Source organism: Thermovibrio ruber (genome assembly GCF_055380895.1).
Window position 1 is genome coordinate 1340313 of record NZ_AP042397.1, and the last position, 26100, is coordinate 1366412.

The 26100-nt window shown below is 36.7% G+C and carries 33 protein-coding genes; 25 read left to right on the forward strand and 8 right to left on the reverse strand.

The features are described 5' to 3' along the window. Positions 1 to 45 precede the first annotated feature (45 nt). The 19 genes from cysC (at position 46) to ACZ424_RS07230 (ending at position 15368) form a co-directional block, all read left to right on the forward strand. Entirely contained in the window at positions 46 to 657 is a 612-nt protein-coding gene (gene cysC / locus ACZ424_RS07140; protein WP_464904291.1) for an adenylyl-sulfate kinase, read from the forward strand. Beyond that, positions 657 to 1811 carry a sulfate adenylyltransferase gene (gene sat, locus ACZ424_RS07145; protein ID WP_464904292.1) on the forward strand — a complete coding sequence of 385 codons (1155 nt, stop codon included), beginning with the start codon at positions 657 to 659 and terminating at the stop codon, positions 1809 to 1811. Before cysC ends, sat begins: the two co-directional genes overlap by 1 nt. Positions 1812 to 1821: 10 nt before the next feature. Then, on the forward strand, positions 1822 to 3192 hold the full coding sequence (locus ACZ424_RS07150) for a flippase (RefSeq protein WP_464904293.1): 1371 nt from the start codon (positions 1822 to 1824) through the stop codon (positions 3190 to 3192). Beyond that, positions 3193 to 4506 carry an O-antigen polymerase gene (locus ACZ424_RS07155; protein WP_464904294.1) on the forward strand — a complete coding sequence of 438 codons (1314 nt, stop codon included), beginning with the start codon at positions 3193 to 3195 and terminating at the stop codon, positions 4504 to 4506. Next, on the forward strand, positions 4503 to 5453 hold the full coding sequence (locus tag ACZ424_RS07160) for a sulfotransferase family protein (RefSeq protein WP_464904295.1): 951 nt from the start codon (positions 4503 to 4505) through the stop codon (positions 5451 to 5453). Before ACZ424_RS07155 ends, ACZ424_RS07160 begins: the two co-directional genes overlap by 4 nt. Then, positions 5450 to 6499: a glycosyltransferase family 2 protein gene (locus tag ACZ424_RS07165; protein ID WP_464904296.1), complete on the forward strand. Its 1050-nt coding sequence runs from the start codon at positions 5450 to 5452 to the stop codon at positions 6497 to 6499. Before ACZ424_RS07160 ends, ACZ424_RS07165 begins: the two co-directional genes overlap by 4 nt. Beyond that, on the forward strand, positions 6474 to 7193 hold the full coding sequence (locus ACZ424_RS07170) for a WecB/TagA/CpsF family glycosyltransferase (protein ID WP_464904297.1): 720 nt from the start codon (positions 6474 to 6476) through the stop codon (positions 7191 to 7193). Before ACZ424_RS07165 ends, ACZ424_RS07170 begins: the two co-directional genes overlap by 26 nt. Before the next feature lie 13 nt (positions 7194 to 7206). Beyond that, on the forward strand, positions 7207 to 8229 hold the full coding sequence (locus tag ACZ424_RS07175) for a GHMP family kinase ATP-binding protein (protein ID WP_464904298.1): 1023 nt from the start codon (positions 7207 to 7209) through the stop codon (positions 8227 to 8229). 1 nt (position 8230) lies between these two features. Beyond that, on the forward strand, positions 8231 to 8812 hold the full coding sequence (locus ACZ424_RS07180) for a D-sedoheptulose-7-phosphate isomerase (RefSeq protein WP_464904299.1): 582 nt from the start codon (positions 8231 to 8233) through the stop codon (positions 8810 to 8812). Continuing rightward, positions 8805 to 9509, forward strand: a complete 705-nt coding sequence (locus ACZ424_RS07185; protein ID WP_464904300.1) for a nucleotidyltransferase family protein — start codon at positions 8805 to 8807, stop codon at positions 9507 to 9509. The genes ACZ424_RS07180 and ACZ424_RS07185 overlap by 8 nt, the downstream gene beginning before the upstream one ends. After that, positions 9469 to 9951, forward strand: coding sequence for a D-glycero-alpha-D-manno-heptose-1,7-bisphosphate 7-phosphatase (locus tag ACZ424_RS07190; RefSeq protein WP_464904301.1), 483 nt, complete (start codon positions 9469 to 9471; stop codon positions 9949 to 9951). Before ACZ424_RS07185 ends, ACZ424_RS07190 begins: the two co-directional genes overlap by 41 nt. Before the next feature lie 63 nt (positions 9952 to 10014). Then, entirely contained in the window at positions 10015 to 10896 is an 882-nt protein-coding gene (gene rfbA, locus ACZ424_RS07195) for a glucose-1-phosphate thymidylyltransferase RfbA (protein WP_464904302.1), read from the forward strand. Positions 10897 to 10943: 47 nt separating this feature from the next. Further along, the gene (locus tag ACZ424_RS07200) at positions 10944 to 11099 is read left to right on the forward strand and encodes a four helix bundle protein (RefSeq protein WP_464904303.1); all 156 of its coding nucleotides are present in this window, start codon (positions 10944 to 10946) and stop codon (positions 11097 to 11099) included. Then, positions 11065 to 11241, forward strand: coding sequence for a four helix bundle protein (locus tag ACZ424_RS07205; protein WP_464904304.1), 177 nt, complete (start codon positions 11065 to 11067; stop codon positions 11239 to 11241). The genes ACZ424_RS07200 and ACZ424_RS07205 overlap by 35 nt, the downstream gene beginning before the upstream one ends. Before the next feature lie 61 nt (positions 11242 to 11302). Beyond that, the gene (gene rfbC / locus ACZ424_RS07210) at positions 11303 to 11875 is read left to right on the forward strand and encodes a dTDP-4-dehydrorhamnose 3,5-epimerase (protein ID WP_464904305.1); all 573 of its coding nucleotides are present in this window, start codon (positions 11303 to 11305) and stop codon (positions 11873 to 11875) included. Between the two features lie 3 nt (positions 11876 to 11878). Continuing rightward, entirely contained in the window at positions 11879 to 12868 is a 990-nt protein-coding gene (rfbB, locus tag ACZ424_RS07215) for a dTDP-glucose 4,6-dehydratase (RefSeq protein ID WP_464904306.1), read from the forward strand. Then, on the forward strand, positions 12865 to 13716 hold the full coding sequence (gene rfbD, locus ACZ424_RS07220) for a dTDP-4-dehydrorhamnose reductase (RefSeq protein WP_464904307.1): 852 nt from the start codon (positions 12865 to 12867) through the stop codon (positions 13714 to 13716). The genes rfbB and rfbD overlap by 4 nt, the downstream gene beginning before the upstream one ends. Continuing rightward, positions 13713 to 14687, forward strand: a complete 975-nt coding sequence (gene galE, locus ACZ424_RS07225; protein WP_464904308.1) for a UDP-glucose 4-epimerase GalE — start codon at positions 13713 to 13715, stop codon at positions 14685 to 14687. The genes rfbD and galE overlap by 4 nt, the downstream gene beginning before the upstream one ends. A gap of 45 nt (positions 14688 to 14732) precedes the next feature. Next, positions 14733 to 15368: a sugar transferase gene (locus ACZ424_RS07230; RefSeq protein WP_464904309.1), complete on the forward strand. Its 636-nt coding sequence runs from the start codon at positions 14733 to 14735 to the stop codon at positions 15366 to 15368. Between the two features lie 142 nt (positions 15369 to 15510). Here ACZ424_RS07230 and ACZ424_RS07235 read toward each other — a convergent pair whose 3' ends face one another. Genes ACZ424_RS07235 through ACZ424_RS07245 form a run of 3 tightly spaced genes read right to left on the reverse strand, consistent with a single transcriptional unit; the run spans position 15511 to position 17226 of the window. Then, positions 15511 to 16188 (reverse strand): response regulator transcription factor, encoded by a 678-nt coding sequence (locus tag ACZ424_RS07235; protein ID WP_464904310.1) that lies wholly within the window; start codon positions 16186 to 16188, stop codon positions 15511 to 15513. 9 nt (positions 16189 to 16197) lie between these two features. Continuing rightward, positions 16198 to 16572 (reverse strand): cytidine deaminase, encoded by a 375-nt coding sequence (gene cdd / locus ACZ424_RS07240; RefSeq protein ID WP_464904311.1) that lies wholly within the window; start codon positions 16570 to 16572, stop codon positions 16198 to 16200. Then, positions 16573 to 17226 (reverse strand): phosphoribosyltransferase, encoded by a 654-nt coding sequence (locus ACZ424_RS07245; RefSeq protein ID WP_464904312.1) that lies wholly within the window; start codon positions 17224 to 17226, stop codon positions 16573 to 16575. 54 nt (positions 17227 to 17280) lie between these two features. Between ACZ424_RS07245 and ACZ424_RS07250 the strand changes: the two genes are divergently transcribed. The 3 genes from ACZ424_RS07250 to ACZ424_RS07260 are packed head-to-tail and all read left to right on the forward strand — an operon-like array spanning position 17281 to position 18363. Then, positions 17281 to 17715 carry a hypothetical protein gene (locus ACZ424_RS07250; RefSeq protein WP_464904313.1) on the forward strand — a complete coding sequence of 145 codons (435 nt, stop codon included), beginning with the start codon at positions 17281 to 17283 and terminating at the stop codon, positions 17713 to 17715. Then, the gene (locus tag ACZ424_RS07255) at positions 17712 to 18047 is read left to right on the forward strand and encodes a septation protein SpoVG family protein (RefSeq protein WP_464904314.1); all 336 of its coding nucleotides are present in this window, start codon (positions 17712 to 17714) and stop codon (positions 18045 to 18047) included. Before ACZ424_RS07250 ends, ACZ424_RS07255 begins: the two co-directional genes overlap by 4 nt. Further along, entirely contained in the window at positions 18022 to 18363 is a 342-nt protein-coding gene (locus ACZ424_RS07260) for a glycine zipper domain-containing protein (RefSeq protein ID WP_464904315.1), read from the forward strand. Before ACZ424_RS07255 ends, ACZ424_RS07260 begins: the two co-directional genes overlap by 26 nt. Here ACZ424_RS07260 and ACZ424_RS07265 read toward each other — a convergent pair. Next, a complete protein-coding gene (locus ACZ424_RS07265) occupies positions 18352 to 18510 on the reverse strand; it encodes a hypothetical protein (RefSeq protein ID WP_464904316.1) in 159 nt (52 codons plus the stop codon). The genes ACZ424_RS07260 and ACZ424_RS07265 overlap by 12 nt on opposite strands. A gap of 33 nt (positions 18511 to 18543) precedes the next feature. Here ACZ424_RS07265 and ACZ424_RS07270 point away from each other — a divergent pair, with 33 nt between their 5' ends. Continuing rightward, positions 18544 to 19278, forward strand: coding sequence for a C-GCAxxG-C-C family (seleno)protein (locus tag ACZ424_RS07270; protein ID WP_464904317.1), 735 nt, complete (start codon positions 18544 to 18546; stop codon positions 19276 to 19278). A 21-nt stretch (positions 19279 to 19299) separates the two neighbouring features. Further along, positions 19300 to 19713 (forward strand): rhodanese-like domain-containing protein, encoded by a 414-nt coding sequence (locus tag ACZ424_RS07275; RefSeq protein ID WP_464904318.1) that lies wholly within the window; start codon positions 19300 to 19302, stop codon positions 19711 to 19713. A 30-nt stretch (positions 19714 to 19743) separates the two neighbouring features. Here the strand turns inward: ACZ424_RS07275 and ACZ424_RS07280 are convergent, their stop codons facing one another. Then, positions 19744 to 20100, reverse strand: a complete 357-nt coding sequence (locus ACZ424_RS07280) for a DsrE/DsrF/TusD sulfur relay family protein (protein ID WP_464904319.1) — start codon at positions 20098 to 20100, stop codon at positions 19744 to 19746. An 11-nt stretch (positions 20101 to 20111) separates the two neighbouring features. Beyond that, complete coding sequence (gene uvrA, locus ACZ424_RS07285) at positions 20112 to 22925, reverse strand: excinuclease ABC subunit UvrA (RefSeq protein ID WP_464904320.1); 2814 nt, start codon at positions 22923 to 22925, stop codon at positions 20112 to 20114. Between the two features lie 199 nt (positions 22926 to 23124). On the opposite strand from uvrA, the gene ACZ424_RS07290 reads away from it, so the two are divergent. Next, a complete protein-coding gene (locus ACZ424_RS07290) occupies positions 23125 to 23727 on the forward strand; it encodes a peroxiredoxin (RefSeq protein WP_464904321.1) in 603 nt (200 codons plus the stop codon). Between the two features lie 28 nt (positions 23728 to 23755). On the opposite strand, the gene pstS is transcribed toward ACZ424_RS07290, so the two are convergent. Next, positions 23756 to 24817 (reverse strand): phosphate ABC transporter substrate-binding protein PstS, encoded by a 1062-nt coding sequence (gene pstS / locus ACZ424_RS07295; protein ID WP_464904322.1) that lies wholly within the window; start codon positions 24815 to 24817, stop codon positions 23756 to 23758. A gap of 56 nt (positions 24818 to 24873) precedes the next feature. Continuing rightward, positions 24874 to 26040 (reverse strand): hypothetical protein, encoded by a 1167-nt coding sequence (locus ACZ424_RS07300; protein ID WP_464904323.1) that lies wholly within the window; start codon positions 26038 to 26040, stop codon positions 24874 to 24876. Positions 26041 to 26100 lie beyond the last annotated feature (60 nt).

Consider the following 26100-nt stretch of genomic DNA (forward strand, 5'->3'; position numbering starts at 1 on the left):
AGTTTTGGTTAATTATAGTTATTTTGTATTTATAGGGAAGAAGCGATGGAAGAGAAAAAATTTATTATTCCGCATGAAGGGAATATCAAAAAAGAAGATAGGCAAAGGCAAAAAGGGCATAAATCTGCAATACTCTGGTTTACAGGATTATCCGGAAGCGGGAAATCAACTCTGGCACATGCAGTTGAAGAAAAACTTTTTGAAATGGGTATTCATACTTATGTTCTAGATGGCGACAACATAAGAACAGGGCTGAACAAGGACTTGGGATTTTCTGCAGAAGATAGGGAAGAAAACATAAGAAGAATTGGGGAAGTTGCAAAGCTTTTTGTGGACGCAGGTATTATTACATTAACAGCCTTTATTTCACCGTATAAAAAAGATAGACAGTTTGTTAGAGATTTAGTAGAAGATGGTGAGTTTATAGAAATATATGTGAAATGTCCTTTGGAAGTTTGTGAGCAAAGAGATGTAAAAGGTTTATATCAAAAAGCAAGACAAGGAATTATAAAAAATTTTACAGGGATTGACGATCCATATGAAGAACCTGAAAATCCAGAAATAATAGTAGAAACAGATAAAGAGTCTATTGAAGAAAGCGTAAATAAAATAATCAAATATTTAGAAGAAAAAGGATATCTGGAGGTTAACGAATAATGCTAAAACCACACGGCGGAAAATTAATAAACAAAATAGCAACAGAAGAAGAAAGAAAAGAGCTTATAGAAAAAGCAAAAACATTAAAAAAGATAACAATAGCTGATAGATATGTAAGTGATTGCGAAATGATAGCAAACGGTGGATTTTCACCTTTAAACGGATTTATGACAAAAGAAGATGCAGAGGAAGTAATAAACAATATTCATCTTAAAAATGGACTTTTATGGTCTATTCCAATAGTACTGCCTATACCAGAGGAAACTTTTAATGAGCTAAAAATAGGAGATGAAGTAGCCCTTTACGATAAACACAATAGACCTATAGCTATAATGGTTATAGAAGATAAATTCAACCTTGACCTTGAAAATTACTGCAAAAATGTATTTAAAACAACAGATATAGAACATCCAGGAGTAAAAGTTGTAAAAACGGCAGGAAATAACTTTATAGGTGGTGAAATAGTAAGGCTGTTAAACAGACCTGTAAGAGAAGGCATTGATGAAAAATACTATCTTGACCCAGCACAGGTCAGGGAAAATATAAAGAAAAAAGGCTGGAAAAAAGTTGTTGCATTTCAGACAAGAAACCCAATTCACAGAGCCCACGAATACATAATAAAAACAGCCTTAGAGCCAATGGATGGAGTAATGATTCATCCATTAGTTGGAGAAACCAAACCAGATGACATACCTGCAAATGTAAGGATGAAATGTTATGAAGTATTGATTGATAATTACTTCAATAAAGAAAAGGTACATCTATCAGTCCTCCCTGCTTCTATGCACTATGCAGGGCCAAGAGAGGCTGTTCACCATATGCTTATGAGAAAAAATTACGGTGCAACACATATGATAATAGGTAGAGACCATGCAGGGGTTGGAGATTATTACGGAACTTACGAGGCTCAGGAGTTTGTAGAGCAGTTTGCAGATGAGCTTGAAATACAGCCACTCAAATTTGAACATTCTTTTTACTGCACTAAATGTGAAAATATGGCATCTGCAAAAACCTGCCCACATCCAAAAGAATACCATGTTCACCTTAGTGGAACAAAAGTTAGAGCAATGCTTAGAGAAGGAAAAAGACCGCCTAAAGAGTTCTCAAGACCTGAAGTGGCAGATATTTTAATAAAATGGGCTACTGGAAAGTAATATATATAATATGGAAATATTAAACAAAATAAAAAACAAAATTAACTCAGACATACACCTAAAAGAGCTTTTAAAGGGTTCTTCTATTGCGTTTGTTTTAAGAATAGTTAGCATAATAGCCGGCTATATTTTTACTCTGTTAATCACCCGTGGTTATGGTGCTGAAGCAATGGGAGTTTTTGCACTTTCTTTTACTCTTTTACAGATATCCTCTGTCATCGGCAGACTTGGTATGGATACAGCATTACTTAGATTTGTGGCTGAATACTCATCTCAAGGAAAGTGGGAAATTGTAAAAGATATTTATAAAAAAGCTATAAAGCTTGTTCTGCCTTTTTCAATACTTATTTCAATTTTAGTTTTTTTCTTATCTCCTTATATAGCCCAGTTTATATTTAAAAAACCTCATCTTGAGCCCTATTTTAAAATAGCCTCTATTGGGATAGTCCCATTTGTTTTGCTATTTATTCATACAGAAAGTTTAAGAGGACTTAAAAAGATAAAAGAATATATGCTTCTCCAACAAGCAGGAATTTTTATACTTGCTTCAATACTTCTTGGTTTCATAACTTTACTACTAACTAACAACCAGTTAACCTTCCTAAACCAAATCCCAATTTCAATTTACATTTTTTCGGTGTTTATAATCTCCCTCATCGCTTTCGTAATCTGGAGGGAACAATTTAACAACCACCCCCTAACCACAGCTAACAATAAACTAACTTCTACTAACTCTTCTTTATCCTATTCCACTATATTATCTGTTTCTGTTCCTATGCTTTTTACAAGTATGTTGACATTTGTTATGGCATGGACAGATACAATAATGATTGGTATATTTTTGAATGAAGAAGAAGTTGGTATTTATTCAATTGCATTGCGCATTTCTTATATCATAAGTTTTATATTATTTGCCATTAATAGTATCACTGCACCAAAGATAGCAAGTGAATTTTCTAAGAAGAACTTTAGAGAGTTTAAAAAATTATCTCAATTTACGTCTAAGATGGGAATAATATATGGAGTACTTACTTTTATTTTTATTATATTTTTAGGTAAAGATTTACTGAAAATTTTTGGAACAGATTTTGAAATAGGTTTTATGGCATTGATTTTATTATCTTTTGGACAACTTTTCAACACTTCTGTGGGTTCCATTGGTTATATTCTTGCTATGGTTGGAGAACAGCATATAATGAGTTTTATAATATTTATTGCATTTTTTCTAAATATAATTTTGAATTTATATTTAATTCCATTATATGGTATAAATGGTGCAGCTGTTGCTACAATGATAAGTACAATTATATGGAATTTATTAGGTTTAGTATATATAAGATATAAATACAAGTTTTGGAATATTAAAATATGGGTATTTTAAATGTTAACGTTATATTTGATTTACGTAATATACTTATTTGAGTTTATTAAAATAGTAAAAGTTTATTTGAAGGAAAAATCATTATCTATTTATGAGCCAGAAATAATATTTTTATTACCGATATTTTTTGTTTATGTATTAAATTTTTCTTTTTCGAATGAAAATAATAAATATGATTTCTACTTTAATATATTTTCCGTTGGATTTTTGTTGTTTTATTTTTCGTTAAAAATGTTTAAATTTATTTTTTTAAGATTTTTAAAACTAAAAATTCCACACGAAATATATTTGAAGAAACTCAAAACAAAAAAAATCAGTAAATTGGAATTATATATTAATGATATTTTATTTATTTTAGGTGTTGCCTTATTTTTTATAGTATTTATAAAAAAAGGTATTCCTCTTTTAGCTTCGGATCCAGATGTAGCTCGTGCTAATTTAGGTATGGGTTATATTTTATGGCCAGCTTTTACTTTTTTAGAAATGTCAATTTGGTTAGATATTATATATCTACATGTAAATCATAAAACTACTAATATTTCAAAAATCATTTTATTTTCAAAGCTATGTATAGCAATTATCTTAATTCTTTTTACTGGATGGAGGGGGCAAATTATACAATTAGTTTTAGTAAGTACTTTACTTATTTCCTTTTTTAGAAAATTAAAATTAAAAGCTATTGGTCTATTTTTAATTTTTCTACTATCATTGGCTTTTATTGGTATTTTAAGAGCTTATTTAAGTGGAAAATCATTATATGGAGGAGAGATATTTATACAATCTTTTGACATATTAAATATACTTTATTTATCTATAATTTATCTTTTTTATAGATTCCAGGAACATTTTTATAACTTTATTATGACAATCGATTTCATAAATAATCATGGTGAATTAGAAACAGGTGGAATTTTGAAAGATATATCAATTATAATGCCTGGAAAAGGCCAAGGTTTAGATAATTTTTTGCGCTCTCAAATATTAGCACATGATTGGATTGGCGGTGGTGGATTACCTCCTACACTTATTGGTTCATGGTATGTTGAATATAAGATATATAGTGTTATTATTTTTGCTTTATTTTTTGCAATGATAATATCTTTACTTTATTCATTTTCTTTATATTGGACGAAAAAAGGGAACAAGTATATTATCCTTTTTTATCTTTCTTCTGTTGTATGGGGGTTGAAAAGTGTTTTTGGGAGTATAGGTCAAAATTTTATAACATATAATGGTGTAATGACTATTTTTATGGTTTTCTATATTTTTTTAATATTCTTTTTTAAAATATTAATAATTGGGAGAAAAGCATGATATTAATAGTCGGTACAGGTAGATCAGGAACAACATTAATTAGGGAAGTATTAAATAAACATCCTGAAGTTAACATTGCTCCCGAAACAAGTTTTTATAATAGACTTTGGGCAGCAAGAAAATTACTAGGTTCTATTAAAATAAAGCATAATATTCCTAAATGGATTTATTATTTGCTTTTTCATAGTCACGATCCTTCTATGGAAACATATAAACCTTTATTTCTAGATTTAATAACAACATTTGAGAAAAAAACACCAACAACTTATGAAGATATGTTTATTACAATTTTGAAACAATTTGCACATTTTAAAGGTAAAAAAATATATGGAGAAAAAACACCTAATCATATTTTTTACATAAATTATATAAAACAAAAAATTCCAGATGCCAAAATAATTGTAACAATCAGAGACCCTCGTGCAGTTACAGCATCTATGATTAATAGAGGAGATTTATATAATAAAGTTTATCAACCTGCTATTGAATGGTATGTAGGTATGAAACAAGTAACTAAGCTATTAAGTCTTAAAAAAGAGGATATTTTTATAATAAAATACGAAGATTTGGTAGATAATAGTCAAAAAGTTATTGAAAATTTATGTCAATTTTTAAAAATAGAATTTTATGAAGATATGCTGACTCCTAATGAAACCAATACATCTTTTAAAGAATTGAAAAAGAAAAAAGGGATTTATGTGGAAGCAAAAGAAAAGTGGAGAGAAACATTAAGTAAAAATGATATAAAAACTGTAGAAAGAATATGTTTAAAATATATGGTAGATTTTGGATATAATCCTGACTCTTCCAATATATCACACTACTTAAGCTTTAGTGAGTTATATTTTAAATTTTTTTTAGAATGGAATATAAAAGCCGGTAAATTAGGAATTCGTCCATTTAGAGCTTATCTCAATAATATATTTGCAGGGAAAGTAAAAATATGAGAAAAAAAACATATATTTTCATCCTTAACTGGAACTCTTGGCAAGATACAATTGAATGTGTTGAGGGTGTATTAAAATCGGATTATAAAGATTATCAAATAATCATAATTGATAATGATTCACAGGACAATTCTGTTGAATATATTGCTAAATATTTGAATAGAGAAATATTTCCTTTGCCTTCAGAAAAGCATAAAGATAAAGTTTTTCCTTTACTTCAAAAAAAAATCCCTTTTATTGTATACTCCGAAGAAGAAGCATTAAAAGGTGGAAATATAGAAAAAGAGAAAAATTTTAAATTATCTGAAAACACTAAATATCCAGTAATTATAATAAAAAATAAAGGCAATTATGGATTTGCAAAGGGAAATAATACTGCTTTTAGATTTGCTTTAAAAAGAAAAGATTTTAAATATATTTGGCTTTTAAATAATGACACAGTGGTTGAAAGAGATACACTTTCAAATCTTATCAAAGTTGCAGAAAAGGATAATAAGATAGGTTTTGTTGGTTCAGTTATCAGATACTATGATAATCCAGACTATATACAGACAATAGGTGGGGGGAAATTTTATCCCATTTTAGGATTAGGTAAGCTCTATATGAAAAATAAACATATATCAATATTAAAAAATTTAAAAGCTGAAGAGGTTGATAAATCTATAGATTATATTATGGGAGCTTCACTTTTAATACAAAAGGAAACTTTAGAAGATATAGGAATATTTGATGAAGATTACTTTCTTTATACCGAAGAACTTGATCTGATAACAAGAGGAAAAAGGAGGGGATGGAAATTAGCTGTAGCATTGGATAGTTATGTGTACCATAAGGAAAGTGCAAGTACAAAAGATAAAAAATGGCTTTATTATTACCTAATTAACAAAAGTAATATGATATATATAAAAAAACACTACAATTTATTGTATAATATTATATCAACCCCATTTATATTAATGAATACAATAAAAACAACCAAAAATTTAAAAAATATAAGGGCTACAATAAAAGGAATTTGGGATGGAATTATATATAAAGGAATTTAACTTAAATTTTAATGGACTCAGTAAAGAAAAACTACTGGATGGGCTAAAAGAGAATAAGCTACAGGTAATTTTCCCTGTAAACTCAGAGCTTATTGTTATGGCTAATGAAAATGAAAAGTTTAAAAATGTATTGAACAAGTATATTACAACTATAGATGGCCAAATTCCATTTTTTATAATAAAACTAAAAAATAGAGATGTTTATTTAGAAAAAATATCAGGTTCCGAATTCATATATGATGTTTGTAATGTTGCAAATGAATTAGGCTTAAAAGTTTTTTTATTAGGAGGATTGGAAGAATCAAATAAATTATCACAAAAAAAACTAAAGGAGAAATTTCCAAATTTGCATATGGATGGATTTTCTCCACCTTATTCACCATATCCATTTCCAAATGAATTAAACGAAAGAATTTTAGAATATCTAAAAAAATCTTCCCCAGATATATTGTTTGTGGCTTTTGGAGCACCAAAGCAAGAATTTTGGATAAATGATAATATAAAAGAACTGAAAGAATTAGGAATAAGATTCATAATGAGCGTTGGAGGAACTTTTGAAATAGTTTCTGGTAGAGAGAAACCTGCCCCCTTGTTAATAAAAAAATTAGGATTTGAAAGTGTATGGCGATTATTGCAAAATCCTAAAAGAATAAATAGATTTTTTAGGAATTTTAAAATATTTAAATATATTTAAAAGGAGGATATTGATGATATACCGTTCACGTGCACCATTAAGACTTGGACTTGCAGGAGGAGGAACAGACGTTAGTCCTTATTCTGATATATATGGAGGTGCAGTTTTAAATGCAACGATTAGTATGTATGCTTATGCAACTATTGAACCAAGGGAAGATAAAAAGATTGTTTTTAAATCCATAGATAGAAACGAAACTTTAGAATACCCATTACAGGAAGTTTTAGAAATAGATGGTAATTTGGATTTACTAAAAGGGATTTACAATAAAATTGTAAAAGAATTTACTAAAAAGCCTTTATCGTTTACTTTATCTACTTATGTAGATGCCCCTCCTGGCTCTGGTCTTGGAAGTTCATCTACTCTTGTTGTTGCAATTATTGGAGCTTTTGCTGAATGGTTAAAACTTCCTCTCGGAGAATACGATATAGCTCATTTAGCTTTTGAAATAGAAAGAAAAGATTTAGGAATGGCAGGTGGAAAACAAGACCAATATGCAGCGACCTTTGGTGGTTTTAACTTCATGGAATTTTATGATAATGATAAAGTAATAGTAAATCCTTTAAGAATTAAACCAGACATAATAAATGAACTTCAATTTAGTATTTTACTTTACTATACAGGAACAAGTAGACTTTCTTCTAAGATTATTGAAGCACAGGTTAAAAATGTAAGCGGAAAAAAAGAAAAGTCTATAGAAGCTATGCACAAGCTCAAAGAGCAAGCAGTAATGATGAAAGAAGCTATTTTAAAAGGAAACCTTAATGAAATTGGAGAAATATTAGATTATGGATGGCAATATAAAAAACAGATGGCAGAAGGTATAACTAATCCTGTTATAGACGAAATTTATGAAACTGCTAAAAAAGCAGGTGCAACAGGTGGTAAAATATCTGGTGCTGGTGGTGGGGGATTTATGATATTTTACTGCCCTAAAAATACAAGGTATAATGTTATAGAAGCTTTACAAAAATTTGGTGGAGAATTTAGAAGATTTCAGTTTACAAAGTATGGACTTGAAACATGGAGGGTTTAAAATGTTTAATGAAAGTATAAAAAAATCATTGTTAAGTTCTATAGATGTAAAGAGAAAAATATTAGAAGATGAAAATTTGATCTCAGTAATATCTGATGTTTCAAAAGAAATTATTAATGCTTTTAAAAATGATAAAAAAGTTCTTATATGCGGAAACGGTGGTAGTGCAGCAGATGCCCAGCATATAGCGGCAGAGCTTTCAGGTAGATTTTATTTTGATAGAGAACCGTTATTTGCAGAGGCTCTACATGTGAATACATCTTATTTAACTGCTGTTGCGAATGATTACTCTTATGATGAGATATATTCAAGGCTTATAAAAGCAAAAGGTAGAAAAGGAGACATACTAATAGGAATATCAACTTCTGGGAATTCTAAAAATGTTGCAAATGCTTTACAGGTTGCAAATGATATTGGAATGGTTACTGTTGGGATGACTGGAAAAAATGGTGGAAAAATGAAAGATATGTGTAAATATTTAATAAATGTTCCTTCAACTGATACTCCAAGAATACAGGAAGCACACATTACAATTGGACATATAATATGTGAGATTGTGGAAAGAGAGCTATTCAATGGTTAAAGAGGCTATAGTCCTTGCAGGGGGATTGGGAACAAGATTAAAAAGCGTTGTTAAAGATTTCCCCAAGCCTATGGCAGATATTAATAGTAAACCTTTTTTAGAGTATTTACTTAATTACTTAAATAGATATGATATAAAGCGAGTAATTTTGGCTGTAGGCTACAAAGCAGATATTATAAAAAATTATTTTGGTGAAAAATTCAAAAACACTTCAATTAGTTACTCAGAAGAAAAGGAACTTTTAGGAACAGGAGGAGCAATCAAGCAAGCTTTAGAATTTACAAATAGTAAAGATATTTTAATTTTAAACGGGGATACTTTTTTTGGTATTGATTTAAGGAAATTCTACCAGTTTTACAAAAATAAAAATTCAAACTTAACACTAGCTTTAAAAGAAATGAAAAATTTTGATAGATACGGTGTGATAGAAATAGACAATAATTATAAGATTATTAATTTTTTAGAGAAAAAATATAGGAAATATGGACTTATTAATGGTGGAATTTATTTGTTAAATAAAGAATTTTTTTTGTCTTTAAATATGCCTGAAAAATTTTCATTTGAAAAAGATTTTCTTGAGAAATATTATAAATATTATGACTTTTATGGAATACCATTTGATTCATATTTTATAGATATAGGGATACCGGATGACTATGAAAAAGCAAAAAGAGATTTTAAAAAATTTAAATATTGATAAAAACTGGACGTTATTTTTAGACAGGGACGGAGTTATAAATAAAAAAATTGAAGGAGATTATGTTAGAAATTGGGAACAATTTGAATTTTTACCTGGTGTTATAGAAGCATTGAAAATATTAAATAATATTTTTGGGAAAATTATTATAGTTGCAAATCAAAGAGGAATAGCTAGAGGTTTTATGACAGAAGAAGATTTAAACAATATACATAGTAATATGATTGATATTTTAGAAAGTAGCGGAATAAAGATAGATAAAATATATTTCTGCCCGCATGACTACGAAAAGGAAAATTGCAGCTGCAGAAAACCTAAAACAGGAATGGCTTTACAGGCAAAAAGAGATTTTCCTGAAATAGATTTTGGAAAATCAATAATGGTTGGAGATTCTATCTCTGATGTAGAATTCGGTGAAAATGCAGGAATGATAAGTTTTTAAATTGGTAAAAATAAAGATTTTAAATCTTTACATGATTTTACAACATATATTATGAGGTGATTGATGAAAGCAGTTATCCTTGCCGGAGGAAGTGGGACAAGGCTTTATCCTGTTACTCAGGCGGTTAATAAGCATTTCCTACCTATTTACAACAAACCTATGATTTACTATCCTCTTTCTCTTGTAATGCTTCTCGGGATAAAAGATGTTTTATTTATAGTAAACCCTGATGATTTAGACAATTTTCAAAAGCTTTTTAAAGATGGTTCACAGCTTGGAATGAATATTCAGTATAAGATTCAAGAAAAACCTAACGGTCTTGCTGAAGGTCTTATACTTGCAGAAGAATTTATAAAAGATGATAACATTTGTTACATGCTTGGGGATAATGTATTTTTCGGGCACGATTTAGTTAAAATAATGGAAGAAGCTAAAAGCGACATAGAAAAAAATGGTGGAGCTTATGTTTTTGGATATGCAGTTAAAGACCCAGAAAGATTTGGAGTGGTAGAGTTTGATGAAAATGGTAATGTAATATCTCTTGAAGAAAAACCCAAAAAGCCTAAATCTAATTATGCGGTAGTTGGAATGTATTTTTATGATAATAAAGCTGTAGAAATAGCGAAGAATGTTAAGCCTTCAGATAGAGGAGAACTTGAAATTACATCCGTCAATGAAGAGTATTTAAAACGGGGAAAACTTAAGGTTAAATTACTTGGTAGAGGTTTTGCGTGGTTTGATGCTGGAACACATGATAGCTTCCTTGAGGCTGGAGAGTTTGTTGCAACAATAGAAAATAAAACAGGTTTAATGATAGGTTGTATAGAAGAGATAGCTTATAATAACGGCTGGATAACAAAAGAGGAGCTTTTAGAACTTGCAAAGCCGCTTAGAAAAACAGAGTATGGAAAATATTTAATAGAAGTGGCAAGGAGTGAAAAGTGAGAAGTGAATGGCAAGAAGGGATTGGTGAGTGGTGAGAAGATGAGAGGATGGATCATAAGAATTTAGAAGTATGGAGAGAGAGTATTAATCTGGTTAAACTTATATACACAATTACTGAAAAGTTTCCAAAAAGCGAGCTAAATGGTTTAACTAGTCAATTGAGGCGATATGCTATATATATCTGTTCCATCAAATATTGCTAAAGGTTGTGCAAGAAACTCCGATAAAGAGCGTATACAGTTTTTATATAATTCCTTGGGTTCAGTAGCAGAATTAGAAACTCAGATTGTCATTGCGAAAGAGTTGTCTTATCTGGATAACACGGATAATAAGGTAAAAATATAAATGATACATATTAACTTTTCACTACTCACAGATCACTATTCACTTAAAATAGGGAGTAAAAATGCCGTTTGAGTTTATGAAAACAGAAATACCAGATGTAGTTCTTATAAAACCCAGAGTTTTCGGTGATGAAAGAGGGTTTTTTATGGAAACATATAAAAAATCAGATTTTGAAAAAGCAGGAATAGATACAGATTTTGTTCAGGATAATCATTCTAAATCTGTAAAAGGAGTTTTAAGGGGACTTCATTACCAGAAAGAACCATTTTCCCAGGGAAAACTGGTCAGATGTATAAAAGGGAAAATTTTTGATGTTGCTGTTGATATCAGAAAAGGAAGTCCCACTTTTGGAAAATGGGTTGGTTATGAGCTTTCAGAAGACAATAAACTTATGCTTTGGATACCTAAAGGGTTTGCCCATGGTTTTCTAACCCTTTCAGATGAAGCTGAAGTTATATACAAAGTGTCAGGTGGGGAATATTCTCCAGAGCATGATGCTGGTATAAGATGGGATGATCCAACTATAAATATAAGATGGCCTTTAGATAAGATTAATAACATTTTCTTGTCAGAAAAGGATAAAAATTTGCCGTTTTTAGATAACGCAGATATAAATTTTGTTTATGGAGGATAAAATTTGAAACTACTGGTAACAGGTGGGGCTGGTTTTATTGGAAGCGAGTTTGTAAGGCAGGCTGTGGAAAAAGGCTTTGAAACTGTCGTCGTTGATAAACTGACATACGCAGGAGATATGGAAAGACTTAAAAATGTTGAGAATAAAATAACATTTTACAAAGCAGACATTACAAACAGAGAGTTTATAGAACACATATTCAAAACAGAAAAACCTGATGTTGTTGTTCACTGGGCAGCAGAAAGTCATGTTGATAGAAGTATATTAGATGCTTCTCCTTTTATAGAAACAAATGTAAAAGGCACGCAGGTTTTACTAGATATTTCTAAAGAAAGTAATATTGATTTATTTATAAATATTGCCACAGACGAGGTTTACGGAGAACTTGGAGAAGAAGGGCAGTTTTTTGAAAATACACCACTAAATCCAAATTCTCCTTACTCTGTAAGCAAAGCTTCTGCAGACATGCTTGGAAGAGCGTATTATAGAACATATGGTCTTCCAGTTATTACAGTTAGACCTTCTAATAACTATGGATGGTGGCAGTATCCTGAAAAACTAATTCCTGTTGTTATACTAAAAGCTTTAAATGAAGAACCTATACCAGTATACGGAACAGGACAAAATGTAAGAGAATGGCTTTTTGTTTCAGACTGTGCAGAGGCTGTTTTTGAGATAATAGATAAAGGTAAAATTGGGGAAGTCTATAATGTAGGAAGTGGAGAAGAAAGGAAAAATATTGATGTTGTTAAATCGATACTTAATATATTAGATAAATCTGAGGATTTAATTACATTTGTTCAGGATAGACCGGGACATGATTTCAGGTATTCTCTTAATACAGAAAAAATAGAAAGGGAGATAGGGTGGGAAGCAAAGGTGAAGTTTGAAGAAGGTATTGAAAAAACTGTTAAATGGTATTTAGAAAATATGGAATGGGTTGAAAAGAAGTTGAAATATTTAAAAGATTACTGGGAGAAGGTTTATAGGTGAGATATTTAATATTTGGGAAAAATGGACAGTTAAGTCAGGCTTTCCAAAAGGCTTTAGAAAACCAAAATAAAGATTTTTTAGCTTTATCTCATAGTGAGTGTGATATATCAGATTTGAATAAAGTTTTAGAAGTTTTTGAAAGTTATAAGCCTGATATAGTCATAAACTGTGCTGCCTATAACCTCGTTGATAAAGCAGAAAGCCAGTATTGGGATGCTTACAAAACAAACGCTTTAGGTGTCAGAAATTTAGCTTATGCATCAAATATTTATAATAGCTACTTTGTGACATACTCAACAGATTATGTTTTTGATGGGGAAAAAGAAGACGGCCTGTACACAGAGGAAGACACCCCAAATCCTCTAAACGAATACGGAAAAAGCAAGCTAACAGGCGAAAAGTGGATAATAGAAGAAAACCCCGAGAAATATCTAATATTTAGGACAAGCTGGGTTTATGGAGAAGGTAAGCAGAATTTTATTTATAAACTTATGCAATGGGCAGAAAATAATGAGTACTTAAAAATAGCTTATGACGAAATATCAGTTCCAACTTCAACAAGAACATTGGTTGATGTGACCTTAAAGGCATTAGAAAATGGGGTAATGGGTTTATACCATTTAACAAACTCAGGATATGCTTCAAGATATGAATGGGCAAAGAAAATCTTTGAGATAAAAGGAATAGATAAATTTATATATCCGGTTTCTAAAGAAATATTTAATCTACCTGCTAAAAGACCAAAGTTTTCCGCTATGAGTAATAGGAAACTGTCAAAAGAGTTAAACATAGAGATCCCAGGTTGGGAAGAGGAATTGGAAAGAATAGTGAATAAGGAGTCAAAATGAGAATACTTGTCACAGGTGTAGCAGGTTACATAGGAAGTCATGTAGTTAAAGTACTAGGAGAAAAAGGTTTTGAGGTTTTAGTTGTTGATAACCTTTCTAAGGGGCATAAAGAAGCTGTTCTATACGGTAAATTGGTCGTAGCAGATCTACAAGACAAAGCAACCTTAGATGTTATTTTTGAAGAGTTTAAACCAGATGCAGTTATGCACTTTGCTGCATTCATAGAGGTTGCTGAATCGGTTAAAGAACCTTTAAAGTACTACAAGAACAACACGCTTAATACAATAAACCTCCTTGAAGTTATGATAAAAAATAATGTGAATAGATTTATCTTTTTTTCTACCGCTGCAGTTTATGGAAATCCAGAAAAGATTCCTATTCCAGAAACAGAACCTATAAAACCTGTAAATCCTTATGGACAATCAAAAGCTTTTGTTGAAAAGATCCTTCAAGACTTTGATAGATCTTACGGCTTGAAATATGTTTCTTTAAGGTATTTTAATGCTGCAGGAGCTGATCCAGAAGGACACATAGGAGAAAGTCATAATCCAGAAACGCATTTAATACCCTTAATACTTAAAACTGCAAAAGGTGAAAAAGAAAGCATAAAGATTTTTGGAACGGATTACAATACTTTTGATGGAACGTGTATAAGAGATTACATTCACGTAGATGACCTTGCAGAAGCTCATATACTTGCACTTGAGTACTTGTTGGATGGAGGAAGTAGCGAAGTATTTAACTGCGGTTATGGACATGGCTATTCTGTAAAAGAAGTTATAGATACAGCTAAGAAAGTTACAGGAGTTGATTTTAAAGTAGAAGAAGTAGAAAGGAGGCCAGGATATCCTGCTGTTCTTGTTGCAGATAGCTCAAAGCTTAGAAAGACTTTAAGTTGGAAGCCCAAGTTTGATGACTTGAAGTACATCGTTCAGACTGCCTGGAATTGGGAGAGAAATAGGAAATTTTGATAGAGTAGCAAGTGATAAGTCACTTGGAAAGGAAGAGGGAGGAGTATGTTTGAATCCAGAATTCCTTGGTGGAAAAGGGCTTTTGATATAGGATTTTCCTTGTTTGCAATTATTATAACTTTACCTGTTATGATTCTAATTGCTATTGCTATAAAATTAACAGATGGTGGAAAGATTTTTTTTGTGCAGGAAAGACCGGGATTAAACGGTAGAAAATTTAAATTGTTAAAATTTAGAACTATGTATGAAAATAATGATAAGATTTTGAAAAAATATTTAAATGAAAATCCAAAAGCCAAAGAAGAGTGGAAAAAATATAGAAAATTAAAATCTTACGACCCAAGAGTTACACCTATAGGGAAATTTTTAAGGAAAACATCTCTTGACGAACTTCCACAATTTTTTAATGTGTTAAAAGGTGATATGAGTGTAGTTGGTCCAAGACCATATATATATAAAGAATTTGACGATTACAAGATTCCTGAAAATATTAGAAAAAAACTTTTATCTGTCAAGCCTGGTGTAACGGGTCTTTGGCAGGTAGAAGGAAGAAATGAGGCAACTTTTGAAGACAGAATTGATCTTGATTTAAAGTATATTGATAATATTTCATTTTTAGGAGACATAAAGATCATTCTAAAAACAATCTATGTAATGCTTACTGGAAAAGGAGCATATTAAAAGGGAATGTCCATAAAACTGTGTAAATCCTATCATACCTCAAGCCTCTCTACAAAAATCTCAGAAAGGGTCATACTGCTTTTTCATGTGCTCCCCTCCTTTAGGTTTAATTTTTACACACTTGGGTAGACACTCCCGTAGTTTAAATCTCTTTTGTTAGTTTATAGCCTAATCGGGGAAGCGTTTTGAGGTATTTACCTTTGTCTCCCAACTTTTTCCTCAGTCTGCTGATGTAGACATCTACCGTTCTCGTTGTCTCGTTGTGGTCGCTTCCCCATATCTTCTCTAAGAGCTCTTCTCGTGAAAAGAGTTCTTCAGGGTGTTCAAGGAAAAACTCTAAGAGCTGGAGCTCCGTCTTTGTTAGGTGAATTTGTTTTCCATCTACCGTTACAGACTTTGACTTCTTGTTCTCAACTATTCCCTCAAACTCTAAAACGTCTTTCTTACCGTAGCCTGCTCTCCTTAAAACGGCCTCAATTCTCGCTATTAGCTCCTTTATACTAAAGGGTTTTGTTACGTAGTCGTCTGCTCCCAGTGTTAGCCCTTTGACTTTCGTCTCCTCATCTCCGAGGGCTGTTAAGATTATTATTGGAGTTTCTCTGTTCGGAGTCTCCTTTCTAACCTTTTCGCACAACTCCAGCCCGCTCATTCCCGGAAGCATCAGGTCTAAAAGGACAATGTCGTATTTTTTCTCTTTAAGTCTGCTAAATGCCTCTTTTCCATCTAAAACCCAGTCTACAGAGAAACCGTAGTCTTCAAGTCTGTCTTTTGTCAGCTCTCCCAAGTTTTCGTCGTCCTCTATCAGAAGAATTTTTACCATGTAACCTCCTTACAGTTTGAAGTTGAAGGGAAGGAGCTCCCCGAGTGTAAACCTCTCCTCCTCCTTTCCGTTTGTAACAACTATTTCAAAGTCTTCTGTAAAGAACTCTGAAAGTACCTGTCTGCAGGCTCCACAGGGGTAGGGCATCACGTCAGGAGAATATATTAACATTTTGTAAAAATCCCTCTTTCCCTCTGAAACGGCTTTAAACACGGCTACTCTTTCGGCACACAAAGTTAGTCCGTAAGAGGCGTTTTCAACGTTTACTCCTGTTAAAGTTCCGTCGTCTCCTACCATAACTGCGGCTACCCTTACCTTTGAGTAAGGTGAGTAAGCGTTTTTAAGAACCTCTTTTACGATTTTCAGCATCTCTACCGTTTTCATTTAAACCTCCGGCCAGAAAAGGTTTTCCCTCTTTAGGTCTTCTATAAGCTCAAGAACTTCTTCGTCTGTAAGGTCGTGAAAGTCCTCATAGAAAGAGGCTACTGCAAAGGGGAGCTCCCTGCTCTCAACCAGACAGTAGACACCGTCGTAGAAGTTTTCAAGGAGCTCCTTCGTGTGGGTCGGACAGACGGGGGAGACTGCGTAAATCCTTTCAGGATTTAGTTTTTTGAGGAAGTTTGCCGCTGCAATTGCTGTATAGCCCGATGCAAAACCGTCGTCAACTACTACTGCTACTTTTCCCGTTAAGTCCTTGTATCCTTTTCCTCCTCTATAAACCCTGTTTCGCCTCTTAACTTCTTCTAATACCGTTTTCGTAATCTCTTCAATTGTTTTTGGTGAAAGATAGCCCTCAAACTCTGGATTGAGGTAAACAGTTCCGTCTAAGGTTACTGCTCCAAATCCCGCTTCGGGGTTCCAAGGAATGGGGAGTTTTCTTACGACTACTATGTCTAACGGAAGTTTCTTCTCTTTGGCAACTGCGTAGCCTACGGGAACTCCTCCTCTTGGAATGGCAAAGATTACGCTGTTCTCCGGGAGCTCTACTCCTCTGTGGAGCTCTACTCCTGCGTGGAGCCTGTTCCTAAATATGGCCATCTCTCCCTCCTCAATCTAAATTTTCTCTATTGAATATGGCGAAAGAGGTTAAAGTTGAAAAGCCTTAAGGTTGTTTTTAGAAACGGCGCCTTCGTTCCCGTTGAGCCCTGCTCGGTTCCCGAAGGGACTGAAGGAATTGTAGTTTACGTTGAAAGTGAAGGGCAGTTAGAGAATCCGAAGTGGTGGAATTTACTCTCCCTTCCTGATAAGAAGAAGAGAGCTCTCAAGAAGTTTTCCGAAAATCTCAGGAGAAGGGTTTCTTTCGACGACGTTAAGGTCGTTGAGAGGCCTGAAGGTTTTGAGATCTTCGTTTTGGTTGACGATGAGACGGGAGCTCTAAAACCTGCAATGGAGGAGGCCCTGAGAGTATACGAGGAGATGGGAGTTTACATCCCCCTTCAAGTAATCTCAAGGAGGAGGCTGAGCAGGTGGAGGGAGATGGGAAGTAGGGTTTACGCCGAAATTGAAGAAGGAGTTTCAATCGGATGAACAAGAAAGAGCTTGAACGCCTGCCCGTTATGAACCTTGAGGTAACAGACGTAAAGATTTACCCCTTTGATACCACCGGTGTTGGAGGAAACGTTAAGGCCGTTGCTACCGTCAGGATTAACGATATTTTAGAAATTAAGGACATAAAGATACTATATTCAAATAACGGCTACTTTATACAGATGCCGACGAGGAAGAGTAAAAGTGGAGAGTTTGTTCCTATAGTGAACCCGTTGAGTAAGGAGCTCTACCTCCACATAAGGAGGAAGGTTCTTGATGAGTATAAACGGATTATGGAGAAATACTATGGGAAAGGTTCTTTTGGGGATTAGCGTTTTAGGTCTGCTGCTTTCAAGTTGCACCTCGACTCAGTTTTCAAAGACAGACGCGGCGATGTTAGGGGCTTTAGGCGGTGCTGCAGTAGGTGCAGCTACCCACAAGCACTACAAGGCAAAGGCTAAAGACGCTGCTATCTACGGTGCAGTTGCTGGAGGAATCTTAGGATACGTTTTCGGAAGTGACCAGACCAGCACCCACACGGTTAACGCCGACACTGAATACGACGTCAAAACCAAAGACGGAAAGGTTATTCACGTTCACGAGAACTGGTATACCGTTGATAGCCAGCCTGCTCCTTCATCCCGCTAAGCTCTTAAAGTAGGTTATAAAGGGAACTACGATGCTTCTGTTCTCTGTGTAGATTCCTTTACTCTCCGAGTAGAGCTGTAGGAGCTTCTCACCGTCAACGATTAGGAGGTAAACGTAAACAAAACCTCTATGATAGAATGAAAGCAAGTTCACCACCAAATAGTGGTTAAGGAGGGTACTTTGGAAAGGAGGAAGTTCCTAAAGGACGTTGCAAAGGCGGGGGTTGGAGCTATTGCAGGACTGACTGTTGGCTCCGCAATGAGCTTTGCGTCTCAGAAGGAGATAAATCTTCCCTTACCTTACGTTAAGCTTGACCCTAAAAAGGTTGCAGACCTTGCCTACGACGGTTACTACCAGCATGAGTGTGCCTATGGAGTCTTTAACGCAGTAATCGGGGAGCTCCAGAGGAAGGTCGGCGGACCTTACCTTGGAATACCAACTCTCATGTTCTGGTATGGAGGCGGTGGAGCTGCCGGTTGGGGAACTCTGTGTGGAACTCTAAACGCAGCCGGAGCGATATTCAACCTTACCTGCCCTACTAAAGACTTTAAGGCTATGATTGACACACTCTACGACTGGTATCAGAAAACGCCTCTTCCGACATACATTCCCGGTAAAGGTAACTGGCGTAAACAGCCTTTTCCTGAGAGTGTTTCCCACTCTCCACTCTGTCACGTTTCTGTTCAGAGGTGGTGCAAGATGGCTTCTATTAAATTTGGAAGGCCGATTCTCTACAACAGTAAGGAAAGGTCTGAAAGGTGTGCAAGGTTAACGGCAACTGTTGCAGCTAAGGTAGTTGAAATGTTGAACGAATACCACTTCGGAAACTTTAAACCTCACAAAGTTGAAGGAAGTCAAAAAACAAAAATGGATTGTCGCCTCTGCCACGAAGTAACGATGAAAGAGCTATCTTAAACCAATTTAGTGAGGGTAACTGTGGAACTGGACAGGGAGTTTCTAAGGAGAATTCAGCTTCTCTTTTCAAACTTTACTCCAAAAACCCTTGCAAGCAACCCTTGTGCCCTTGAACCGGAACAGGTTGTTGACCTTATAAAGGAGGAGCAGGACTTTGTCATTTTAGACATAAGGACTCCTTTGGAGCAGGAACTCCTTGCTCCCCGACTGAAGAACACTCTCTACATACCGATGCACGAGCTCTTTAAAGAGGAAAACCTCAAAAGAATTCCCAAGGATAAGACAGTTTTTGTTCTCTGCCACACAGACAGAAGGGCTACTGCAGCCGTTGTAGCTTTAAGGCTTTTAGGTTTTGATAAAACTTTCGTTTTAAGGGGTGGAGTTGTAGAGCTCTCCCGGGTTGTAGGAAAGGAGCTTTACAACAGGCTGTTTTAAGCTGGTGAAGGGGGAGGAACTCCCCCTCTCTTAAAACGTTAAAACTTTGTCGCTGTCTAAAATCCATTCAACTAAGTCGTTCATAGTTGCTTTCTCGGTTCCCTCGTAGTAGGGCTTACCCTTGTGGATACCGCACCTTGCCATACAAGTCCCGCAGACCTTTACGGGAACTCCCTTTGCGATAAGGTCTTTCAGCATTGCAACCAAGTCCTGATCATAAAATTCCGGCTTTATAGTTTCGTTCCTTGCAAGGTCAACGGCGTCGTTCATAAGGAAAATCCTTACAACTGCTCCCTTCTCAAGGAGTTTCCCTGCAAGCCTTAAGGCGTTCCAAGTTACATCAGTTCCGTCGTAAGGTTCCCTGTTGAGAATCAAAAGAACCTTCATGCTTACCTCCTTTATCTGTTTAGAACTTCTTTTAAAAATTTACCAGTCCAGGTATCGGTTTTTGCAACCTCTTCGGGAGCTCCAGTAGCAACCACTCTTCCTCCCCTCTCTCCACCTTCGGGGCCGAGGTCAATGATCCAGTCGGCACACTTGATAAAGTCAAGGTTGTGTTCAATCACTATTACCGTGTTCCCCTTGTCAACAAGCCTTTGGAGAACTTCTATCAGTTTTTTAACGTCGTGAATGTGAAGGCCGGTTGTCGGCTCGTCAAGAATGTAGACGGTTTTTCCAGTTCCCCTCTTAGAGAGCTCCCTTGCAAGCTTAACCCTCTGGGCTTCTCCTCCTGAGAGGGTAGTTGCAGGCTGGCCAAGTTTAATGTAGCCAAGCCCCACGTCGTAGAGGGTTTTCAGCTTGTTGAAGATTTTCGGGTGATTTCTGAAAAACTCCATTGCCTCTTCAACCGTCATCTCTAAAACATCGTAAATGTTCTTGCCCTTGTAGGTGATTTCAAGGGTTTCCCTGTTAAATCTTTTCCCACCGCAAACGTCACAAGTTACGTAGACGTCCGGTAGGAAGTGCATCTCTATCTTTACAACTCCGTCCCCTTTACAGGCCTCACACCTTCCACCGGGAACGTTGAAGGAGAACCTTCCCTTCTTATAGCCCCTTGCCCTTGCCTCTGGAGTTGCGGCAAAGAGCTCCCTTATCGGTGTAAACACGTCAATGTAGGTTGCGGGGTTTGACCTCGGAGTTCTACCTATCGGAGATTGGTCAACTCTGACGACCTTGTCAACGTGTTCAAGCCCCTCAATCCTTTCGTGCTTTCCGGGAATCACCTTACTGCCGTAGATCTCTTTGGCTAAAGCTCTGTAAAGTATTTCATTTACAAGGGTTGACTTACCTGAACCTGAAACTCCGGTAACGCAAACCAATAATCCTAAAGGAAACTCAACTGTAATGTTCTTAAGGTTGTGTTCAGACGCTCCAACCACTTTCAACCACTTGTCTGTAGGCTTTCTCCTCTTCTTTGGGATTTCTATTGATAGTTTCCCGGAAAGGTATTTCCCCGTTAGGGACTTCGGGTTTGACTTGATTTCCTCTGGAGTTCCTGTAGCAACGACCTTTCCTCCATGGACTCCGGCTCCGGGACCCATATCAACTACGAAGTCTGCACTCTCAATCGTCTCTACGTCGTGTTCAACTACGATTACAGTATTTCCCAGGTCTCTCAAGTTCTTGAGGGTATCAATCAGCCTTCTGTTGTCTCTCTGGTGAAGTCCGATGCTGGGCTCGTCTAAAACGTAGAGGACGCCTGAAAGCTTTGAACCTATTTGAGTTGCAAGTCTTATCCTCTGAGACTCACCACCGGAGAGGGTTGATGTTCTCCTGTCTAAGGTTAGGTAGTCAAGACCGACGTCTAAGAGGAACTTGAGCCTGTTCTTTATCTCCTTTAGGATTCTCTCTGCAATTACTCTTTTCTGTCCCGTAAACTCAAGCTCTTCAAAGAACCTGTAGCACTTTCCAACTGTCATAGACTCAACTTCAGCTATGTTCTTTCCTCCAATCTTTACAGAGAGGGCCTCTTGGTTGAGTCTCCTTCCCTTACAGGACTTACACTCAACTTCTCTCAGGTATGGTTCTATCAATTCCTTCACATAGTCTGATTCACTCTCGTGGTAGCGCCTCTCAAGGTGGGTAATTATCCCTTCAAAGTAGTAAGGCCTGTAGTTCCCCCTGCTGTAGGGAACTGTGTTGAAAACCCTTATAGGCCTTTTTTCGGAGTAGAAGAGGAAGTTAAACTCCTCATTGCTTAGCTCTTTAACCGGAGTGTAGGGAGAGATTCCAAGCTCCTCGCACCCCGTTTCTATTAAATCAGCTAAATACTCAAACTTTGCCCTGTTTGAGAGCTCCACAGATTCAACAACGGGAGCGTTAAAGTCTAAAAGGAGCTCAGGGTCAACTGCAAGCCGAAAGCCGAGCCCTCCACACTCAGGGCAGGCCCCAAGTGGGCTGTTAAAGGAAAAGAGCCTCGGGGAAATTTCTCTAAACGAAAATCCACAGATGGGGCAAGCTCCTTTCGTAGAGTAGGTCTTCTCTTCCTTTGTCTCGTAGTTCTGAACGGTTACAAGGCCTTCTGAGAGGTTAACGGCTATCTCAACAGAGTCTGCTATCCTGCTTTTAGACTTCTCGGTAACCTTTAGCCTGTCAACAATTACTTCAAGTGTGTGCTTTACCTTCTTTTCAAGCTTAATGTCTAAAACCTCTTCAGCCCTGTACTCTTTACCGTCTATCCTAAACCTTCTGAATCCCTGTTTGACGAGTTTCTCAAGGAGCTCCCTGTGCTCTCCTTTCCTCTCCCTGACAACCGGAGAGATGATGATTACCCTCTTCCCCTCAAGTTTTAAAACCCTGTCAACTATCTCCTGAACTGTTTGGGGCTCAATTGGAACGTTACACTTAGGGCAGTAAGGAGTTCCAACCCTTGCAAAGAGGAGCCTCAAGTAGTCGTGAATTTCTGTAGTTGTTCCAACGGTTGACCTTGGGTTCTTTGAAACTGTCTTTTGCTCTATTGAGATTGCAGGAGAGAGCCCCTCAATCAGGTCAACGTCGGGCTTCTCCATCAGCTGGAGGAACTGCCTTGCGTAGGCAGATAAACTCTCTACGTACCTCCTCTGTCCCTCGGCGTAGAGAGTATCAAAGGCCAGAGAAGACTTACCGGAGCCTGAAACTCCAGTGATAACGACAAGTTTATTCTTCGGTATCTCAAGGTCAACGTTTTTTAGGTTGTGCTGTCTTGCGCCTTTGATGATTATTCTGTCCTTCATGGAGCTCCTTATATCCGGTTTCCCACAAGAAAATTAGCCCGGAAATCCTCTTTTGGAAGGGGTTATCCTTCCTTTCATGATACAAAGCATAGACTTAATCTATAACGTATAACTGCAATATAGAAACTTTTGCCTTGAAATTTTAACTGCTAATTATTATCATTCTCATTACAACAAATCAAATCAAAAGGAGGAGGCGATGGCATTAGTAGGTCAAAAAGCTCCAGAGTTCTGCCTAAACGCTTACGACCCGATTAAAAAGGGCTACACAGAGGTAAAACTCTCCGACTACGCAGGAAAGTTCTTGGTCCTCTGTTTCTACCCTGCAGACTTTACTTTCGTCTGCCCAACTGAAATTGCTGCAGTAAACGCAAAGATTGACGAGATTAGGGCTCTTGGAGCAGACGTTCTTGCTATCTCAACAGACACCCACTTCAGCCACCAGATCTTCTGTGAAACGGAACCTCTTCTCAAGGACCTTAAGTTCCCACTTGCAGCAGACCCAACAGGAGCAACTGCAAGGGCTTACGGCGTTTACATTGAGGAAGCAGGACTTGCCAGGAGGGGAAGGTTCATCATCAACCCAGACGGCGTTATCGTAGCCGAGGAAGTTCTTAACCCACCTGTTGGAAGGAACGTTAACGAGCTTCTCCGTCAGCTTGAGGCTTGGAAGTACGTTTACGAGCATCCAGATGAAGTTTGCCCAGCAAACTGGAGACCTGGTAAGAAGACACTTAAACCCGGTCCGGATATTGCCGGAAAGGTTGGAACAGTTGTTACTATTGACGAGATCCTTTCCTAATAGAAGGGGGGTGGAGCCCCCCCTTTAACTACTTAAGAACAACGTTTTTCCAGTAGTTCCCAACCATTTCCTTAGTTAATTCAGGAAGGGGAACGTAACCTAACTTCGCTGCAACCTCATCTCCGTTCTTAAACGCCCAGTCAAAGAACTGAATTACAAGCTTGTTTCTCTCTTTCTTCTCCCTTGGAAGGAGAATCATGCTTGCTGCCGTTAGAGGCCAGCTGTCCTTACCGGGCTGAAGGAGAAGGTTTCCGGGTAAGTAAAAGTGGCTTTCCGGCTTCCAGCTTGCGTGGGAAGCGGCAGCCTTGAACGACTCTTCACTTGGTTTTACAAAGTCTCCGTCTTTAGATTGGAGTTGTGCAGCCTTCAGGTTGTTCTGAAGCTTGTAAGCGTACTCAACGTATCCAACTGCTCCAGGAGTCTGTATTACGTAGTTAGTAACCCCTGCGTTTCCTTTAGCTCCAATTCCAACAGGCCAGTTAACAACTTTTCCGTGGCCAACTTTGTCCTTCCACTCAGGGCAAACCTGACTCAGCCAGTAGGTAAAGTTCCAGGTAGTTCCAGAACCTTCTGCCCTGTGGATAACAGTAATCTTCTGGTGGGGTAGCTTAAGGTTTGGGTTGTCTTTCTTTATTTCGGAGTCATCCCAGTATTTAACTTTACCCATGAAGATGTCACAAACTTCTCTGTTTGAGAGTTTAAGTTCTGTATCACCTACTCCTGGAAGGTTGTAAACGACTACAATTGAGCCGATGATTGCCGGGAACTGGTAGAGTTTCCTCTTATCAAGCTCCTGTGGTGAGAGCATCTTGTCTGAACCGCCGAAGTCAACTGTCCTTTCAGTTACCTGTCTGATACCTCCACCGGAACCGATTCCTTGGTAGTTGACCTTTACTCCTGTAGCTTCTTCGTATCCTTTAGCCCAGTTTACGTAAACTGGATACGGAAAAGTGGCTCCTGCTCCGTTGATTACAACTTTTGATTTTTGGGGAGCTTCCTTTTCAGCTCCTTTCTCTGCTTTCTTCTCTCCTCCGAAACACCCAAAGAAGAGAACGGCCGATGAGAGGGATATAGCTATCAGTTTTCTCATTCTGCTCTCCTCCAGTCAGTTTTTAGGTTAAGTATATAAAAAAGGGGGGAGGCCCCTTACCATTTAACTTGAGCTACTCCCATAAGTGTGTTCTTATCCTTCCCACTTTCGTTTATGAGTCTGTCGTTTGCAAGGGTAAACCTTACATGGTTGCTGTAGTTCCACCAGGCACCGTATACGAAGTGTTTCCTCGTGTCGTCTGACTTGTCGTCGTTGGGATCCCAGTGGTCGTACCTTCCAAATAGCCCTACAGGGTAACCTGTGAAAGGTTTGAGTTTTAAGTCTCCGTTAACAGAATAACCTTTCTGTGTAACGTCATCTCCTTCGTAGTAGTCATCCTTATCCCAGATATACTGGGCAGCAACTAAGATGTATGGGTTGTTGTAAACGGCGTGAACTTGGTAGATGTGTCTGTCCATGTCTTGACCTTTTAAATCAAATATGTGGGCTGTATGGCCTGAAAGTGTGAAGCCGTCAAACAGGTTAAGTGAGAGCCTACCCTCTAAAGACTTTCCGAAGTGGTTGCTGTTCTCCTCTCCGTGGTAGCCCTCTCCGTTGAAGATTCCAAAGCTCCAGGATGCTATTCCATACTTCCCTTTAAAGTTTGCTCCTAAATCTGCAGAGTTGATAAGCCCTGCACCTTCGTGGTTCTCAATGAGAGTTTCCTCTACGTCCCTGTGGAGCCACCCGTGGTGTTCTTCCCAGTCTATCCAAGGCCTGTGGGCAAGTCCCAACTCAACTCCGGTGTAAGGTAGCACGTTGTGGAAGTAAACGTAGGCGTACTTAAGTCTTGTAACGTATGAACCGTCTAAATCACCAGCCTTATCTCCATTTTTGTCTTTTACTTGATGAACGTCTAATGTTGTTCTGAAGTAGTCTTTGTCGTTGAAATATCCTCGGAGTTCCACGTAGTTCCTCGTGACTTTGAAGGCATTTTTGTGGTTAGGGTTCTTTAGGTCGGCGTCGTAGTGTATGTAGGCCGTTCCTTCCACCTTTATTTTCTTATCTTTACTTACTACAGGGGTTGCCTCTGTCCTGCTTTCAGGGATTTTAATCTCTACAGGTTTTCTTCCGGGGCCGGGGGTCAGGTAGAGCCTACCCTTATCGTCTACGTAGAGGTGGCTGACAGGAGCTCCGTTTATAAGTATCGTATCAGCCTTAGAGCTCCCAACTGCTGCTACGACGGTTAGTGCGGCAACAGAAATCGCTTTCCTTATCTTCATACTTACCTCCTTTAACTCCTTGTTCGAAGAGAGTTTATTTCATAAAGTGTTAAGAAAGTG

Coding starts and splice junctions, on each gene's coding strand:
- cdd (WP_464904311.1), bottom strand. CDS start 16,572: ATGAAAACGGTAGAGATGCTGAAAATCGTAAAAGAGGTTCTTAAAAAC.
- uvrA (WP_464904320.1), bottom strand. CDS start 22,925: ATGAAGGACAGAATAATCATCAAAGGCGCAAGACAGCACAACCTAAAA.
- ACZ424_RS07280 (WP_464904319.1), bottom strand. CDS start 20,100: ATGAAGGTTCTTTTGATTCTCAACAGGGAACCTTACGACGGAACTGAT.
- ACZ424_RS07155 (WP_464904294.1), top strand. CDS start 3,193: ATGTTAACGTTATATTTGATTTACGTAATATACTTATTTGAGTTTATT.
- ACZ424_RS07175 (WP_464904298.1), top strand. CDS start 7,207: ATGATATACCGTTCACGTGCACCATTAAGACTTGGACTTGCAGGAGGA.
- sat (WP_464904292.1), top strand. CDS start 657: ATGCTAAAACCACACGGCGGAAAATTAATAAACAAAATAGCAACAGAA.
- ACZ424_RS07230 (WP_464904309.1), top strand. CDS start 14,733: ATGTTTGAATCCAGAATTCCTTGGTGGAAAAGGGCTTTTGATATAGGA.
- ACZ424_RS07160 (WP_464904295.1), top strand. CDS start 4,503: ATGATATTAATAGTCGGTACAGGTAGATCAGGAACAACATTAATTAGG.
- ACZ424_RS07260 (WP_464904315.1), top strand. CDS start 18,022: ATGGGAAAGGTTCTTTTGGGGATTAGCGTTTTAGGTCTGCTGCTTTCA.
- ACZ424_RS07200 (WP_464904303.1), top strand. CDS start 10,944: ATGGATCATAAGAATTTAGAAGTATGGAGAGAGAGTATTAATCTGGTT.
- ACZ424_RS07180 (WP_464904299.1), top strand. CDS start 8,231: ATGTTTAATGAAAGTATAAAAAAATCATTGTTAAGTTCTATAGATGTA.
- ACZ424_RS07235 (WP_464904310.1), bottom strand. CDS start 16,188: ATGGTAAAAATTCTTCTGATAGAGGACGACGAAAACTTGGGAGAGCTG.
- rfbA (WP_464904302.1), top strand. CDS start 10,015: ATGAAAGCAGTTATCCTTGCCGGAGGAAGTGGGACAAGGCTTTATCCT.
- ACZ424_RS07185 (WP_464904300.1), top strand. CDS start 8,805: ATGGTTAAAGAGGCTATAGTCCTTGCAGGGGGATTGGGAACAAGATTA.
- pstS (WP_464904322.1), bottom strand. CDS start 24,817: ATGAGAAAACTGATAGCTATATCCCTCTCATCGGCCGTTCTCTTCTTT.
- ACZ424_RS07205 (WP_464904304.1), top strand. CDS start 11,065: ATGCTATATATATCTGTTCCATCAAATATTGCTAAAGGTTGTGCAAGA.
- ACZ424_RS07190 (WP_464904301.1), top strand. CDS start 9,469: ATGAAAAAGCAAAAAGAGATTTTAAAAAATTTAAATATTGATAAAAAC.
- ACZ424_RS07245 (WP_464904312.1), bottom strand. CDS start 17,226: ATGGCCATATTTAGGAACAGGCTCCACGCAGGAGTAGAGCTCCACAGA.
- ACZ424_RS07300 (WP_464904323.1), bottom strand. CDS start 26,040: ATGAAGATAAGGAAAGCGATTTCTGTTGCCGCACTAACCGTCGTAGCA.
- ACZ424_RS07170 (WP_464904297.1), top strand. CDS start 6,474: ATGGAATTATATATAAAGGAATTTAACTTAAATTTTAATGGACTCAGT.
- ACZ424_RS07165 (WP_464904296.1), top strand. CDS start 5,450: ATGAGAAAAAAAACATATATTTTCATCCTTAACTGGAACTCTTGGCAA.
- ACZ424_RS07290 (WP_464904321.1), top strand. CDS start 23,125: ATGGCATTAGTAGGTCAAAAAGCTCCAGAGTTCTGCCTAAACGCTTAC.
- ACZ424_RS07150 (WP_464904293.1), top strand. CDS start 1,822: ATGGAAATATTAAACAAAATAAAAAACAAAATTAACTCAGACATACAC.
- ACZ424_RS07255 (WP_464904314.1), top strand. CDS start 17,712: ATGAACAAGAAAGAGCTTGAACGCCTGCCCGTTATGAACCTTGAGGTA.
- cysC (WP_464904291.1), top strand. CDS start 46: ATGGAAGAGAAAAAATTTATTATTCCGCATGAAGGGAATATCAAAAAA.
- rfbC (WP_464904305.1), top strand. CDS start 11,303: ATGCCGTTTGAGTTTATGAAAACAGAAATACCAGATGTAGTTCTTATA.
- galE (WP_464904308.1), top strand. CDS start 13,713: ATGAGAATACTTGTCACAGGTGTAGCAGGTTACATAGGAAGTCATGTA.